The sequence below is a fragment of the Reyranella sp. CPCC 100927 genome (assembly GCF_007859315.1).
GTDB lineage: Bacteria > Pseudomonadota > Alphaproteobacteria > Reyranellales > Reyranellaceae > Vineibacter.
The window spans coordinates 264510-279818 of sequence record NZ_VOHA01000005.1; the positions used below are offsets into that span (position 1 = coordinate 264510).

The window sequence follows — 15309 nt, forward strand, 5'->3', positions numbered from 1 at the left end:
GAACCTTCGACCCCAAATGGTGTATACTGATTAAGCGTTCAGTGTATTGCGGGTTGGGGTCCGTCATGATTCAAGAAGGGCAGCACGCGCCGTCGGGCGGTGTTGGTAGGCCGATGTCCGTCGGCTGGATATCGCGTTCGTCCGGTCGGGCGACATTTGCGGCGTTGGCCGCGGCGTTGGCGTTGGCCGGTTGCGTCACGGCATCGGACCCACAACAAGCCACGGCGCCGAAGCCGGCCGACGAGGCGCCGCCCAGCGCCTACATCAAGATGCTGCGCCAGAACGGCATCAATGTTGCCGTGCCAACGCGGGGCAAGTTCATCCTGGTCAACATCCCGTCCTATGAGCTGATCGCCGTCGAGAACGGAGAGCCGGTGATCCGTAGCAAGGTCGTGCTGGGCCAGCCCGCGACGCGGACACCGGAACTGAACAGCTCGGCATTCGCGGTACGCTTCAATCCGGCGTGGACACCGACGCCGTCGATGATCCGCAACGAAGCGGCTGTGCCGATCCCGCCAGGCCCGAATAATCCGTTGGGCCGGCTCATGTTCGAGATGGACAACGATCAGTTCATCTTCCTGCACGACACCAACCAGAGAGGCCTGTTCAGTCGGACTCGGCGTGCCTTCAGCCATGGCTGCATTCGTGTCGAGCAGGTGCGTTCGCTGGCCGCCTGGGCGCTGGGCGTGACGGCCGGCGAGATCGACAAGATGATCGCCCGCGGCTCGACGTATTCGGTGCCGTTGCCGGAGCAAATTCCGGTCTTCCTCGTGTACTACACGCGCTTCCCGGACGAGCAAGGCCAGATCGCCAGTCACCCGGATGTCTATGCCAACTGGCAAGCCGAGGAGCGCGCCTACCTGGCCCGCGCCGCCGCACGTCGCTGGACACCACCACCGGCGCCCGCCGTTCAGCCGGCGGCAGTCCCCCCCAAGCCACCGGAGACGGGGCCCGCACCTTCAGGCGAGCAGACGCCCGCCGCACCGGCGGCCGCGTCCGAGCCACCGAAGCCCGAAGCGCCGACGCCCCAAGCGCCCAAGCCCGAGTCATCCAATCCCGAGCCGGCCAAGCCAACCGTCGAGGCGCCACCAGCTGCAGCACCCGCTGCCGGAACAGCCCCCGCAGCGTCGAAGGCAGGCAGCGACTGAATCAGTCCGGGTATGGTCGTCTCGCCGATGTGTCGGCGCTATGCGCAGGCGAAAGCTACGCTTTCGCCTGCGGCGTGGGCGGAACACCCGGACTGCCAGAGTGTCCGACCACGGGATGATCCAGCGCACTAACGTGCTGCGGACCGGCGCCACCGGGTGCGCCCCAGCCGGTGACAGCCGGGCCGAAGAATTCCAGGTTGGCGGCGCGAAATGCTTCTTCCGCGGCCGGCAGTTCGTCATCGGCATAGATCGCCTGCACCGGGCAGACCGACAGGCAGATACCGCAATCGATGCATTCGTCGGGCTGGATATACATCATCCGCCCGCCTTCATAGATGCTGTCGACCGGGCAGACCTTCTGGCAGTCGCCGTCCTTCACATCGATGCAGGCCGAGGCGATGATATGCGTCATGGCAGGGTGCCCTATCGCCCCTGCCACTGCGGCGAACGCTTTTCCTGGAAGGCGCGTACGCCTTCGTCCTGATCAGTGGACTGCAGCGCTTCAATCAGTGCCGGCAAGCGCAGTGCCTGGGCCTGGGCGGCCGTCAATCCAGCGCCGGCGCGCACCATCTGCTTGATCGCCCGCACTGACAACGGCGCGCAGGCCAGGATATCCGCCACCCAGCGGTCGACGGCGGCATCCAGCTTGTCCGGCGCCGCGACCTCATTGGCCAGGCCCAGGCGCAATGCCTCGTCAGCGCCGATGCGCCGGCCGGTCAGCAGCAACCCCATGGCCTGTACGTGCGTCAGGCGGCGCGACAGCAGCGCGATGCCGCCGTCGAGTGCCAGGCGGCCGACCCGCGGCTCCGGCAGGCCGAGGCTGGCCGTTGCCGACGCGACGACGATGTCGCAACCCAGCACCATCTCCAGGCCGCCGCCCAGCGCATGGCCGTTGACCCGGGCGATCACCGGTACGTCGAGTGTCTCGCGCAAAGCGATGCCGCCAAAGCCGCCGGGGCGAGGGGCGGCCCAGTATTCGAGCCCGCTCAATCCCGGTCCGCCCTTCATGTCGGCACCGGTGCAGAAGGCGCGCTCGCCAGCGCCGGTCAGCACGACGGCGCGAACCGCGCGGTCGCGCTCGATTGCTTCCCAGATCCGGATCAATTCGGCTTCCGTCGCCAGGTCGACGGCGTTCATCCGATCGGGCCGATCGATGGTGACCCGCGCGACATGGCCCTCGATGCTGAAATGCACCGTCATGCCAGCACACCTGTCTCGCGCAGCCGGCGGATCCGGTCGGCGGAGAAACCGGCCTCGGCCAGGATTGCCTCGCCATCGGCACCCAATGCCGGCGGCGCGTGGCGAATGCGGAACGCCGACGGGTCCATGGTCAGCGGCGATCCGATCAGCGCCAGCGGATCACTGGCCTGATGCGAGACGACGCTGCCATTGACCTGTGTCTGCTCGTGCGCCAGCGCCTGCGACAGCTTCAACACCGGGGCGCACAGCAGGTCCTGCTCGTCCAGTCGCGCGAGCCAATGTTCCGTCGTGTTGCTGGCGAAGCGTTCCCGGAACAAGGCATGCAACGCCGCCTTGTGCTCCATCTGGCCGTCGAAGGTGGCGTAGCGCGGATCGGCCGACAGGTCGGGCAGACCGAGCGCGGCACAGATGTCCTGCAGCGGGTTGGCCTTGAAGGCGCCGACCAGCACGACGGCGCCGTCAGTGGTCTTGAAGGCGCCGGTCAGCGGATAGGCACCCCAGCTGAAATCGCGGCCGCGCTGCAGCCACATCGCGGCTTCCTGCATCTGCATCGCCAACATGGATTCAAACAGCGACACCGACACCTGCTGGCCGCGGCCTGTCTTCTCCCGCTGCAGCAGGGCGAGCAGGATCGCCTGCACCAGGTGCATGCCGGCCGAGTAGTCGCACAGCGAGGTGGCGTAGATGGTGAGCGGTTCGTCGTCGTTGCACTTGCGCATCATCACGCCCGACAGCGCCTGGGCCAGAATGTCCTGGCCGCCCTTGTAGGCCAGCGGTCCGGCCTGGCCGAAGCCCGAGCCGAAGGCACAGATGATGCGCGGGTTGATCTCCGCCAGCTTGGCGTAGCCGAAGCCCATGCGCTCCATCACGCCGGCGCGGAAATTGTTGACGACGACATCGGCGCCGCGCACCAGATCGTAGATCACCTGCCGGCCGTCCTCGCCGCGCAGGTCGAGCGCCATCGAACGCTTGTTGCGGTTCAGGCTGCGGAACACCGGGTTGTTCGGCCCATCCGGATCGCCGGGGATCGAACCGCGCGACAGATCGCCGGCGCCCGGCCGCTCGATCTTGATCACGTCGGCGCCGTAGTCGGCCAGCACCTGCGTGGCGCTCGGGCCCAGCATCACCTGCGAGAAGTCGATCACCCGCACGCCCGACAGGGGCTGGATCGCATCGCTCTGCATACTCTGTCGCTCCCGTTATTCGGCGGCTTGCGCCACGTACGCATTGGCCGCGGGCTGGTCACCCGGATCGGCGCCCTGGGCGCGCAGTACCGCCTGCAAGCGCGCCACATCGACCTTGTCGACGGTGACATCGGCTTTCAGCGCCAGTGCCGCGGCTACGCCCGTGGCTTCGCCCATCGCCATGCAGGGCGGGATCTCGCGCGAAATGCGTTGCGCCGCCGACGTCGCCGAATAGTGCCGGCCGGCCACCAGCAGCTGCGCCACGTTGCGCGGCAATAGCGACCGGTACGGATAGTAGTAGTCGCGGCCGCGGGCGACGGAGTCAGTGAAGTGACGACGCTGCGTGACGTCCTCTTTCGACATCACGTAGGCGCCGTCCAACAGCCGCGTCTGGCGCACGCCGATCTGCGGCGCCACGTCGACGACGAAGGCCTTCTCGAAGCCCGGCATCTTCTGGCGCACATAGGCCAGCAGGGCGGCGATTCGGTCACGTCCCTGGAAGTCGGCCCGGGTCAGGTCATCGATCTTCAGGCCGTCGAAGCCGGCCATGTGCGGGCAGTTGCACCAGACGATGCCGGGCAGCGGTGTCTTCAGCCACCACTTGTCCCACGATCCGCCCATGATGCGCTTGGCCTCGCGGTCGATGGCATTGAACGCCGCCGGATCCTCGTACTCGAAGCGCTCCGCCGCGTCGGTGTCGACGCCGCCCAGGCGAAACACGGTGGTGACGATAAACGCCCCCTGGATGAACGGCGCACCGGCCGAGGCCGCGACGTCGAGGTCGCCGGTGGCGTCGACCACCACCGACCCCATCACCGCCTGGCGGCCTTCCTTGCTGTCGCAGACGACGCCGGTGATGCGGCCGTCCTCAACAATGGCGCGCGAGAACCAGCTGTGCAGTCGCAGCTGGACACCGGCTTCGCGCACCATGTCGTTGGCCACGCGCTTGTAGCCGTCGGGATCGAAGGCGCTGGCGTAGCAGATCGGCTGCGGCTTCACGTGCGAGTGGAAATCGAACACGCCCCAGCGCGACCATTTCCGCCACATCGCCTCGTCCGAACGCCGATCGGCCTCGGGCGGCGTGACGCACAGGCCGATGCGCTCCATGCGGTCGATCATCTCGCCGCACAGGCCGCGCACGCTGATCTCGGCGCCGTTGCACATATCGTCCAGCACCAGGACCATGCCGCCCGACGCCAGGCCGCCGAGATAGGCGTAGCGTTCCAGCAGCATCACCGACAGCCCGTTGCGGGCGCCGGCCACTGCGGCGGCGATGCCGGCCGGGCCGCCGCCGACCACGACCAGGTCGGCGCGGGCCACGACAGGGACATGGCCTTCCGGCTCGACGATGTGAACGGATGTCATGTGGGTCGCTCCAAACTGCGGGGCAGGAGATCAGGCGCGCGGCTCAGGTCGCGTGACTGACGTTCCATTTCAGGAAACGATGCTCGGCCCAGCTGATGACGCCGAAGAAGGCGGCGGAGAACGCCGAGCCGACGACGATGGTGGCGTAGAGCAGGGGCGAATCGAAATTGTAAGTCGCCTGGATGATCAGGGCGCCGATACCGGCGGTGGCGCCGATCCATTCGCCGACGATGGCGCCGATCACCGCCGTCGAGGCTGCGATCTTCAGCGCGGAGAACAGATAGGGCAGGGCGTTCTTCAGGCGCAGCTTGATGAACACCTCGCGCGGCGAGGCCGACAGGATGCGCATCAGCTCGAGCTGCTGCGGGCTCACGTCGCGCAGGCCGCGGGTCATGTTGACCAAGGTCGGGAAGAAGCAGATCAGCGCCGCAATGGCGATCTTCGGCTCCATGCCGTTGCCCAGCAGCAGCACCAGGATCGGTGCTTTCGCCACGACCGGGATGGTGTTGATCATCACCGCGACGGGGAAGAACGCCTCCTCCAAGGTGCGCTTGTAGACGAAGGCCGTGGCGATCGCGATCGCTGCCGCATTGCCCAGCAGGAAGCCCGATATCGCTTCGATCGCGGTCGGCAGCAGGTTGGACATCAGCATGCCGAATTTGGCGGCCAGCACCTTGGCCACCATGCTGGGCGCCGGCGCGATGAACGGCTTGATGTCGAAGACGACGACCGCGATCTCCCACACCACCAGGAGGCCGATGACGGCCGCAATGGGCAGCAGGCGACGCCGCCAGGCGAGGAATCGTTGTGCACCGTGAAAGCGGGCCTGCGCTTCGGCGTCCTCGACGAAGGCGCCGCCCATCTGCAGGGCATCTGTCGCGCGGATCGACATCAGCAGGTCTCCAGGACGCGGCGCAGGTGCGCGACAAGCTCGACGAAGGCGCGGGTCTCGCGCATCGCGATCTGGCGCGGCGCCGGCAGGTCAACGGGCAGCAGTTCGCGGACACGGCCGGGACGGGCCGCCAGCAGCAGCACCTCCTGGCCCAGGAACGCCGCCTCATAGATCGAGTGGGTAACGAAGAGGATCGTGGTCCTCGTCTCCTCCCATACCCGCAACAGCTCCTCGTTCAGACGGTCGCGCGTGATCTCGTCCAGCGCGCCGAAGGGCTCGTCCATCAGCAGCAGCTTGGGGTCGTTGACCAGCGCCCGGGCGATCGACACACGCTGGCGCATGCCGCCCGACAATTCGTGCGGGTAGGCGTTCTCCCAACCGGCCAGGCCGACCAGATCGAGGAGCTCGCGCGGGCTGCGCTTGCCGGGGCGGGCGCGGCCGCCGCCAACCTCGAGCGGCAGCTCGACATTCTGCTGCGCCGTGCGCCACGGCAGCAGGGCCGCATCCTGGAACACGAAGCCGATATCGCGCCGTTCACGCGCGGCCGAAGCGTCACCCCCCAGGACCCGTACGGAACCGCTGGACGGCGCGATCAGATCCGCCACGACGCGCAACAGCGTGGACTTGCCGCAACCGGAAGGGCCCAGCAGGGTGACGAAGCCGCCTTGCTGGACCGACAGGTTGATGCCGTCGAGCGCGGTCACCGTGCCGCGTTCGGTGGTGAAGCGGACGGTCACCCGGTCCAGGGCGATGGCGGGGTTTGCATCCCCTGCCACAGTTGGCGACACCCGATCGGATGAACGGTCTAGGGCGAGCGCGGGCATGATGCGTCTCCCTCAACCGATCTTCGGGCGCTTGTCCTGCGTCGCGTCGAGCACGGCCGTGGTCATGACTGCCGCCACCTTGGGCGCGCCGGCGGAGAACTGGTTCAGGGCGGCGTAGAGATCGATTTGCTCCTGCCACACCGCGGTGTCGAAGCAACCCCAGCCGCTCGCCCGGGTCTTGTCGGTGAAAATGTAGTTCAGCAGGATCTTGGACGCCGTGAGTTCATCATCGCGGACCAGGTCGGGGTACTCCTTCATGAAGAGGTCGACAGCCTTCTCCAGGTTGTCGTGGGCGTATTGCCAGCCCCGGCCGGCGGCGCGCAGGAAGCCGGCCAGCAGCGGCCCCTTGGCCTCCAGTGTCTTGGCCGTGGCGTAGTAGGGCATGGCGTAGAGGCGCACGCCGTGGTCCCACAGGCGCATGGTGAGCATGTCGGGGCCCAGCGGCTTGAGCGCGGTACGGTTGGTCTCCCAGCCCGTGACGCAGTCGACCTGGCCGGTGAGCAGCGGCGACATGTCGGCGCCGATAACGACGATCTTAACGTCGCTCTCGGCGATCTTGTGCTGGCGCAGCAGCGCCGACAGCAGCACGCGACCGGTGGCCTGGATGCCGACCTTCTTGCCGACCATGTCCTGCGGCGACTTGATCGGCTTGGCCGGCAGCGAGAAGAAGCTGTACGGGTGCTGCTGGGCCCCCACGGCGAAGCACTTCACCGGAATGCCCTGCGAGGCGGCCAGCAGCAGCGACGGGCTGGACGAAACCTGGCCGATCTCGTAGCGGCCCGAGGCGACGATGGCGACGCCGTCGATGCTGGGGCCGCCCGGCTGGATCGCGAAGTTGATCCGTTCTTCCTCGAAGTAGCCCAGCCGCTTGGCGACGATCTCGCCGAGCTGGTTATTGTTGGCGAGCCAGCCCAGCTGCATGTTGATGGTCTGGGTGCCGGCCGGCTGGGCGAAAGTTCGCGCCGGCAGGATCAGCGGGCAGGCCAGGCCGGCAGTCAGGACGGCGCCGGTTCTGAGGACATGCCGTCGGGTTGCGGACGACGTCATCGTCATGGTGCGCATCTCCCTGTGTCGGGTCGCGTCGACCCGGGCTTCCTTGCCGAAAGCGTGCCAATCGCCGCTGTTTCCCTTGTTTTCGGCCGATTACCCGCTTGCGGATTGTTGACTTTAGGAACGGTTCGCCGAACATCGGAAGAAGAGATTTTCGCGCGAGGTGATGCCTTTTCGGCAGCACTGGAGCCGTCAGGGGGAGGGACCGGCCATGCACGCGGTGGTGCTGCGCTACCTTGATACGGTCGCCCGTCTGGGCTCGATCCGGCGCGCCGCGGCGGCCCTGAACGTCGCCTCATCGGCGGTCAACCGCCAGATCTTGAAGCTGGAAGACGAAATGGGCACCGCGTTGTTCGAGCGACGCGGCAACGGCGTTCGCCTGACGGCCGCCGGCGAGCAATTGCTGCGACACGCCCGGCATACCCTGTCCGACTGGCAGCGCACCTGCAACGATATCGCGGCGCTGAAGGGGGACGTGCATGGCGAGGTGCGTGTCGTGGCGATTCCGTCACTGCTGGTGCGCGTCGTGCCGCGCGCGATCGAAGCGGTTGCCGCGCACCATCCCCACATCGTGTTTCGCGTCATCGACGCCGACCCGGCCGAGCATGTAGAGGAGATGCGGGCCGGCCGGCCCGACGTGGCGCTGCTGTTCATCGACAAGCGCCAGCGCAGCTATGAGGTCATCGCCCGGTTGCGCACCGCGCTGGGGGCCATCATGCGGCCCGACCATCCCCTGGCACCAGCCGGTACCCTGACGCTCACGCAGTGCGCCGACTACCCGGTGGTGATGCTGAACGATCCGTGGCTGCTGGATGCAGTGTCGGAAAGCGAGTTCATTCACAGCGGCGCCCAGTTCAACGCCCGTATCCTGTCCAATTCGCTCACGGTCATGAAGGCCGCGATGACCTCCGGTCTGGGCATCGGTTTTTTCACACCGACTGGCTTTGTCGACGAGATCCGGCGCGGCGAGTTGGTGTGCGTACCCCTGGGTGAACCGGGTCTGGCCAGCAGCGAGATCGGCCTGTTCGTTCACCGCAGCCGCGCGTCCGCACCGCATATCCATGTGCTGGCGACCGAACTGGTCCGGCAACTCGACGACCTGACGGCGGAGATCCGCGCCGTTCGACCGGGCTGAGGCTGGACTCGCCGACAGGCCCCATAGCGTGGTAAAAAGCGGGTAATGAACACTATATCTCGTTGCCCGCAGTCCCCCTCTGCGCGGCTACTGGTGGTACCGGTCTTGTTGGCGCTCGCGCTGGGCGGCTGCGCCAGCCGCGGTGGTGCGCCCGACACCAGCCGCGGCAGCTACAAGGTCGGCAATCCCTATACGATTGCCGGCCGGACCTACCGGCCGTCCGAAGACTGGTCATATTCCGAGACCGGCCAAGCCTCATGGTACGGACCCGGCTTCCACGGCAACAGCACAGCCAACGGGGAGCCGTACAACCAGAACCTGCCATCGGCGGCGCACCGAACGCTGCCGATGCCCAGCATCGTGCGCGTTACCAACCTCAGCAACGGCCGGACCGCCGTGGTGCGGATCAACGACCGCGGACCGTTCGCCAGCGGGCGCATCCTGGATCTCTCCAAAGCGGCCGCCGAACAGCTTGATATGACACGTGCCGGCGTGGTCCCGGTGCGGGTCGAACTCATGGAACGCGAAAGCCGGGTCGTGAAGGACATCGCGGTCAACGGTGGCAGTGCCGCCGACCAGCTGGCGGCGATCCAGCGCCTGCCGGCACAGTCGGCGCCGGTCATGGTCGCCGCCGCACCGCCGCCACCGCCGATGCCCGTGGCTGAACCGCCACCACCGCCGGAACCGGCTTTCGTGCAGGCAACCGCGCCAGCGCCGACAGCGGCATTCGTGCCGGTCGTCGCGACGCCACCGGCGACCGGTGGCGGCTATTTCGTCCAGGCCGGCGCGTTTGCCAGCCTGGACAATGCCGAGCGGTTGCGGGCATCACTGTCGCGTTTCGGCGACGCATCGATCGGGCAGGTCACCGGCCCCAGCGGCGTTGCGGTCTATCGTGTCCGCGTCGGCCCTTACGGCAGCCCGGACGAGGCCTACAACGTGCGCGGCGCCATGCAGCGCGCCGGCCACAACGACAGCCGGGTCGTCACGGACTAGGCCAGCGGAGGATCTTCATGCTGCATCGTCTGCCCATGCTACTGGCGGCCCTGATGCTGGCGTTGAGCATTGCGGCACCGGTGACCGCTGAGGCTCAGCAAGAGGCACAAGCCAAACCGGCGACCAAACCGCGGGCACCGGCAGGTCACAAGGGCGCCGGTGGTTCATCCAAGGCCGGCCCGCCGCTGGAGGCACTGCCGCCATCCCAGGTCGGCATCGGTACTCTGGCGCGCTTCGCCTATCTGATCGACGCGACGACCGACGCCGTCCTGCTGTTCAAGGACGCCGACAAGCCGATGCTGCCGTCCTCGATGGCCAAGATGATGACCGTCTACATCGTCTTCGAGGAACTGAAGGCGGGCCGCCTGCGGCCGGACACCAAGTTCCGCGTCAGCGAAAAGGCGCGCAGCATGGGCGGCTCGCGCATGTTCGTCGAGATCAACTCCGAGATCTCGGTCGACGACCTGGTCAAGGGCGTGATCACGCTGTCGGGCAACGATGCCTGTGTCGTGCTGGCCGAGGGCCTGTCGGGAACGGAAGAGGCGTTTGCCGCGCGCATGACCAAACGGGCGCGCGAACTGGGCATGACCGGCTCTGTGTTCAAGAACGCCAGCGGCTGGCCGACGGAAGGCATGTACGTCACCGCGCGCGACCTGGCGATCCTGGCCAGGCACACGATCGAGGATTTCCCCGAGTACTACCGCTACTACGCGCTGACCGAGTTCACCTGGAACAATATTCGCCAGGAAAACCGCAACCGCCTGCTGGGTATGACGCTGGGTACCGATGGGCTGAAGACCGGTCATTCGGAGGACGCCGGCTACGGCCTCACCGCGTCGACCATCCGTGAAGGGCGCCGGTTGATCCTGGTGGTGAACGGCCTGCCCGACATGCGGTCACGCGCCAGCGAATCGGCGCGCCTGATGGAGTGGGGGTTCCGCGAGTACAGCAACAAGGTCGCGTTCCGTGCCGGTGAAACCGTGGCACATGCCGATGTCTGGCTCGGCGAGGTGGGCAAGGTCCCGCTGGTGGCAGCCAAGCCCGTGGCCGCCACTGTGCCGATCGGCCAGGAAGCCGGCGTCCGCGTGAAGGTCGAGTACGCCGGCCCGGTGCAGGCCCCCGTCCGCAAGGGTGATCCGATCGGCAAGGCGATCGTGCAAGCGGCCCCGGCGTCGCCCCCGGTCGAGATCCCACTCTATGCCGGTGCTGACGTGCCGCGGCTGGGCCCGGTGGGTCGCGCCTTCAGCGTGCTCAAGCACTACCTGTTCGGCTGGATGTCCTGACACCGATGGCCGGAACAAACGGCAGGTTCATCACCCTGGAAGGCGGCGAGGGCGCGGGTAAATCGACACAGATCCGCTTCCTGGCCGACCACTTGCGCCGCCAAGGTATCGATGTCGCCATGACCCGCGAGCCGGGTGGCTCACCGGGCGCCGAACTGATCCGCAAGCTGCTGGTCGAAGGACCGGGCGATGCCTGGGACGGTACGACCGAGGCCTTGTTGATGTTCGCGGCGCGCCGCGATCACCTGGAGCGCACCATCCGGCCGGCGCTGGCCCGCGGCCAATGGGTGATCAGCGATCGCTTCGCCGATTCGACCCGCGCCTACCAGGGCTACGGTCACGGTTTCGCGCATGAGCGCATCGAGGCGCTCTATCAGCTGGCCGTCGGCGACTTCGCTCCCGACCTCACGCTGATCCTCGACCTGCCGGTCGAGACCGGCCTCGCCCGTGCCGCCGTGCGTCATGGTACGGAGCACCGGTTCGAAAGCCTGGGCCAGGTCTTCCATCAACGCGTACGTGACGGCTTTCGTGCCATCGCTGCCGCCGAACCGCAGCGCTGTGTACTCATCGACGCCGATGCGCCGATCGAGACCGTGCGCGATCGCGTGCTGCAGGCCGTGACGCAGCGGCTGGGCGTGGGGTAGTTTTCACCCTGGAGCGCGGGAGAAGGATGTCGAATGGCCAAGCGGCCAGAAAAGGAAGAGGCGCCGCCGCCGTGGCCGGCGCCGCGACTCAATGCGCGGCTGGTCGGACATGAAGCAGCCGAGGCGACGCTGTTGGGCGCCTTCACGTCCGGCAAGCTGCCGCATGCGTGGTTGATCACCGGCGCACGGGGCATCGGCAAGGCGACGCTGGCCCACCGCTTCGCGCGCTTCCTGTTGGCGGGGGACACAGGCGGCGGGCTGTTCGGCGGGCCGACGTCGATCGAGACCGACCTGGCTGCGCCCAACGCGCATCGTGTCGCTGCGGGCGGGCATGCCGATCTGCGGGTCGTGGAGCGCAGCGTCAGCGACCGCGGCCGGCTGCGCACCGAGATCGTCGTCGAGGACGTACGCGAGCTGGGCCAGTTCATGCGTTTGACGCCGGCCGAGGGCGGCTGGCGGGTGGCCATCATCGATGCCGCCGATGAGATGAACCGCAACGCCGCCAACGCGGTGCTGAAGATCCTGGAAGAGCCGCCGGCGCGCGCCGTGCTGCTGCTGGTGGCGCACGCGCCGGGCCGGCTGCTGCCCACGATTCGCTCCCGCTGCCGACGCCTGAACCTGCAGGCGCTGGCCAACGACACGGTGGTGTCGCTGATGGACGACTATCTGCCAGGCATGGCGGCGGACGAGCGTGCGGCACTGGCGCGGCTGGCCGACGGCAGCGTCGGACGCGCGCTGGCGCTGGGACGCGCCGGCGGCCTGGAACTGTACCGCAACATGATCGACCTGCTGAGCGGTCTGCCCTCGCTCGACGTCGCGGCGGCGCATGCGTTTGCCGATCGCGTGGCGCGGCGCACCGAGGAGGGCGAGAGTGACTATCGCACCGTCGCTTTCCTGCTCGACTGGTGGCTGACGTCATTGATCCGTCACGGCGCCGCCGGCGAAGGGCGCGCAGCCGCCCTGGTCGCGCGCGAGGAGGGTTTACGCGAGAAACTGCTGGCGGCAGCCGGCCTTGATCGCTGGATGCAGGTATGGGAGAAGGTCGCCCACCTGTTCGCCCGCGCCGATGCCGTCAATCTGGATCGCAAGCAGGTGGTGCTCGGCAGCTTTCTCGCCCTGCAGGCGGTGACCCGCTGATCATGCTCGGGATGACTGGGAACTGAGGCAGAGCGTAGAGCCATGAGCGGGAAGACGTACTACATCACGACGCCGATCTACTACGTGAACGATGTGCCCCATATCGGTCACGCCTACACATCGCTGGCGTGCGACGTGATGGCCCGCTTCATGCGGCTCGACGGTTACGATGTGCACTTCCTCACCGGCACCGACGAGCACGGCCAGAAGGTGGAGAAGGCAGCGACCCTGGCCGGCATGACGCCGCAGGCGTTCACCGACAAGGTGAGCCAGTCGTTCCGCGATCTCGTGCCCAAGATGGGCTACAGCCCGGACAACTTCATCCGCACCACCGAGCCGCGGCACTACCGCACCTGCCAGGCGCTGTGGGAGAAGCTGGTGGCGGCGGGCGACCTCTACCTCGGCAAATACGCCGGCTGGTATTCGGTGCGCGACGAAACCTATTTCGTGGAGTCGGAAACCGAGGTCGGGCCGGACGGCAAGCGCCGCGCCACCGCGACGGGCGCCGATGTCGAGTGGGTGGAGGAGGCGAGCTACTTCTTCCGCCTGTCGGCATGGCAGGACCGGCTGCTGGCGTTCTACGAACAGAACCCGCGCTTCATCGCGCCGGAGAGCCGGCGCAACGAAGTGATCAGCTTCGTCAGGAGCGGCCTGCAGGATCTCTCGGTATCACGCACCACGTTCAAGTGGGGCGTGCCGGTGCCCAATGATCCGGCGCACATCATGTACGTGTGGCTCGACGCGCTCACCAACTACATCACCGAGACCGGCTACCCCGATCCGAACGCGCCCAACGCCAGATATTGGCCGGCTGACCTTCACATGGTGGGCAAGGACATCGTGCGCTTCCACGCCGTCTACTGGCCCGCGTTCCTGATGGCCGCCGGCGTCGCGCCGCCCAAGCGTGTCTTCGCGCACGGATGGTGGACGATCGAAGGCCAGAAGATGTCCAAGTCGCTGGGCAATGTCGTGGCGCCGGCGGCGCTGGTCGACACCTACGGCCTCGACCAGACGCGCTACTTCCTGCTGCGCGAAGTGCCGTTCGGCAACGACGGCGATTTCCAGAAGCGCGCCATTGTGCAGCGCATGGATTCCGATCTCGCCAACACCTACGGCAACCTCTGCCAGCGCGTGCTGTCGATGATCAACAAGAACTGCGGCGCCGTGGTGCCGACAGCGGGACCATTGCAGGCCGTCGACACGGCGCTGCTCGACCGCGCCGCGGCGCTCCTGCCGCAGGTGCGCACGCAGCTGGGCGAACAGGCCTTCCACGACGCGCTGATCACCATCTGGGAAGTGATCGGCGATGCCAACCGCTACGTCGATGCGCAGGCGCCATGGGCGCTGGGCAAGACCGATCCGGCGCGGCGCGACACCGTGCTGTGGGTACTGGCCGAGACAATCCGGCGCATCACGCTGCTGGTGCAGCCCTTCATGCCAACTTCGACGGCCACGATCCTGGACCAGCTTGCCGTGCCGGCCCAAGCCCGCGCGTTGACCTCCATGGACCAGGCATTGATCAGCGGTACGCCGCTGCCGGCGCCGGAGGGCGTGTTCCCGCGCTTCGTCGATCCGGAGGCACCGGCCAAGCCGGCGCGGCCGGCGAAGAAGGCGTGACATGCTGATCGACAGCCACTGCCACCTCGACTTTCCAGAGCTGGCGGCCGAAGAGGATGCCGTCGTGACGCGTGCGCGCGACGCCGGCATCGCCGCCATGCTCACCATCGGCACGCGCCTGGACTCCTTCGACAAGGTGCGCGCCGTTGCCGAGCGCCACGCCAACATCTGGTGCAGCGTCGGCGTGCATCCGCACGAAGCGAAGGAGGAGGGGCAGCGCACGCCTGATCGCCTGGTCGCGCTCGCGCAGCATCCAAAGGTGGTCGGCATCGGCGAGACCGGCCTCGATTATTTCTATGAGCACAGCCCGCGTGATGAGCAGGCCGCGAGCTTCCGTGCCCATATCGCGGCGGCGCGCGAGAGCGGCCTGCCGCTGATCGTGCACACCCGCGATGCTGACGACGACACGGCGGCGATCCTGCGCGCGGAAATGGCGCGGGGCGCCTTTACCGGCCTGATCCACTGTTTCAGCTCGGGACCGGTGGTGGCGCAGGCGGCCCTCGAGCTCGGGATGTCGATCTCGATCTCGGGCATCGTCACGTTCAAAGCGGCCGAGGCGCTGCGCGGCATCGTGCGCGACATCCCGCTCGACCGCCTGCTGGTCGAGACCGATGCGCCTTACCTCGCGCCGGTGCCCAAGCGTGGCAAGCGCAACGAACCCGCCTTCGTCGCCCACACCGCCGCCAAGGTCGCCGAGCTCAAGGGCGTCTCGATGGCCGAGCTCGAACAGGCCACGACCGACAATTTCTTCCGCCTCTTCACCAAGGCGGATCGCAACGTCCTGGCGGCCTGAGCCATGTGCTTCAGGGTGAATACAGGTGAATGCTCCGCATTCAC

General features: G+C 67.3%; 15 protein-coding genes. 8 read left to right on the top strand and 7 right to left on the bottom strand.

Annotated features, from left to right (window positions below; all coding sequences use genetic code 11):
* Positions 1 to 113: 113 nt before the first annotated feature.
* On the top strand, positions 114 to 1148 hold the full coding sequence (locus FQU96_RS16690; protein WP_178130546.1) for a L,D-transpeptidase family protein: 1035 nt from the start codon (positions 114 to 116) through the stop codon (positions 1146 to 1148).
* Positions 1149 to 1203: 55 nt separating this feature from the next.
* Here FQU96_RS16690 and FQU96_RS16695 read toward each other — a convergent pair whose 3' ends face one another.
* From FQU96_RS16695 to FQU96_RS16725, 7 genes are read right to left on the bottom strand one after another with little or no spacing between them, the layout of a single operon-like run.
* Positions 1204 to 1560: a ferredoxin family protein gene (locus tag FQU96_RS16695; protein ID WP_146542428.1), complete on the bottom strand. Its 357-nt coding sequence runs from the start codon at positions 1558 to 1560 to the stop codon at positions 1204 to 1206.
* 11 nt (positions 1561 to 1571) lie between these two features.
* On the bottom strand, positions 1572 to 2348 hold the full coding sequence (locus FQU96_RS16700; RefSeq protein WP_146542429.1) for an enoyl-CoA hydratase-related protein: 777 nt from the start codon (positions 2346 to 2348) through the stop codon (positions 1572 to 1574).
* Positions 2345 to 3532, bottom strand: a complete 1188-nt coding sequence (locus FQU96_RS16705; protein ID WP_146542430.1) for a CaiB/BaiF CoA-transferase family protein — start codon at positions 3530 to 3532, stop codon at positions 2345 to 2347. The genes FQU96_RS16700 and FQU96_RS16705 overlap by 4 nt, the downstream gene beginning before the upstream one ends.
* A gap of 15 nt (positions 3533 to 3547) precedes the next feature.
* Positions 3548 to 4897, bottom strand: coding sequence for an FAD-dependent oxidoreductase (locus tag FQU96_RS16710; protein WP_146542431.1), 1350 nt, complete (start codon positions 4895 to 4897; stop codon positions 3548 to 3550).
* Positions 4898 to 4940: 43 nt separating this feature from the next.
* Positions 4941 to 5789, bottom strand: coding sequence for an ABC transporter permease (locus tag FQU96_RS16715; protein ID WP_146542432.1), 849 nt, complete (start codon positions 5787 to 5789; stop codon positions 4941 to 4943).
* Positions 5789 to 6613: an ABC transporter ATP-binding protein gene (locus tag FQU96_RS16720; RefSeq protein WP_146542433.1), complete on the bottom strand. Its 825-nt coding sequence runs from the start codon at positions 6611 to 6613 to the stop codon at positions 5789 to 5791. The genes FQU96_RS16715 and FQU96_RS16720 overlap by 1 nt, the downstream gene beginning before the upstream one ends.
* A 12-nt stretch (positions 6614 to 6625) precedes the next feature.
* Positions 6626 to 7666 carry an ABC transporter substrate-binding protein gene (locus tag FQU96_RS16725; protein ID WP_255468382.1) on the bottom strand — a complete coding sequence of 347 codons (1041 nt, stop codon included), beginning with the start codon at positions 7664 to 7666 and terminating at the stop codon, positions 6626 to 6628.
* 208 nt (positions 7667 to 7874) lie between these two features.
* On the opposite strand from FQU96_RS16725, the gene FQU96_RS16730 reads away from it, so the two are divergent.
* From FQU96_RS16730 to FQU96_RS16760, 7 genes are all read left to right on the top strand, one after another.
* Positions 7875 to 8798, top strand: coding sequence for a LysR family transcriptional regulator (locus FQU96_RS16730; RefSeq protein WP_178130547.1), 924 nt, complete (start codon positions 7875 to 7877; stop codon positions 8796 to 8798).
* 105 nt (positions 8799 to 8903) lie between these two features.
* Complete coding sequence (locus tag FQU96_RS16735; protein ID WP_178130548.1) at positions 8904 to 9791, top strand: septal ring lytic transglycosylase RlpA family protein; 888 nt, start codon at positions 8904 to 8906, stop codon at positions 9789 to 9791.
* 17 nt (positions 9792 to 9808) lie between these two features.
* The gene (locus FQU96_RS16740; protein WP_218574747.1) at positions 9809 to 11074 is read left to right on the top strand and encodes a D-alanyl-D-alanine carboxypeptidase family protein; all 1266 of its coding nucleotides are present in this window, start codon (positions 9809 to 9811) and stop codon (positions 11072 to 11074) included.
* Between the two features lie 5 nt (positions 11075 to 11079).
* Complete coding sequence (gene tmk / locus FQU96_RS16745; RefSeq protein ID WP_146542436.1) at positions 11080 to 11718, top strand: dTMP kinase; 639 nt, start codon at positions 11080 to 11082, stop codon at positions 11716 to 11718.
* A gap of 33 nt (positions 11719 to 11751) precedes the next feature.
* On the top strand, positions 11752 to 12855 hold the full coding sequence (locus FQU96_RS16750) for a DNA polymerase III subunit delta' (protein WP_146542437.1): 1104 nt from the start codon (positions 11752 to 11754) through the stop codon (positions 12853 to 12855).
* 42 nt (positions 12856 to 12897) lie between these two features.
* On the top strand, positions 12898 to 14472 hold the full coding sequence (metG, locus tag FQU96_RS16755) for a methionine--tRNA ligase (RefSeq protein WP_146542438.1): 1575 nt from the start codon (positions 12898 to 12900) through the stop codon (positions 14470 to 14472).
* A gap of 1 nt (position 14473) precedes the next feature.
* The gene (locus tag FQU96_RS16760) at positions 14474 to 15265 is read left to right on the top strand and encodes a TatD family hydrolase (RefSeq protein WP_146542439.1); all 792 of its coding nucleotides are present in this window, start codon (positions 14474 to 14476) and stop codon (positions 15263 to 15265) included.
* Positions 15266 to 15309 lie beyond the last annotated feature (44 nt).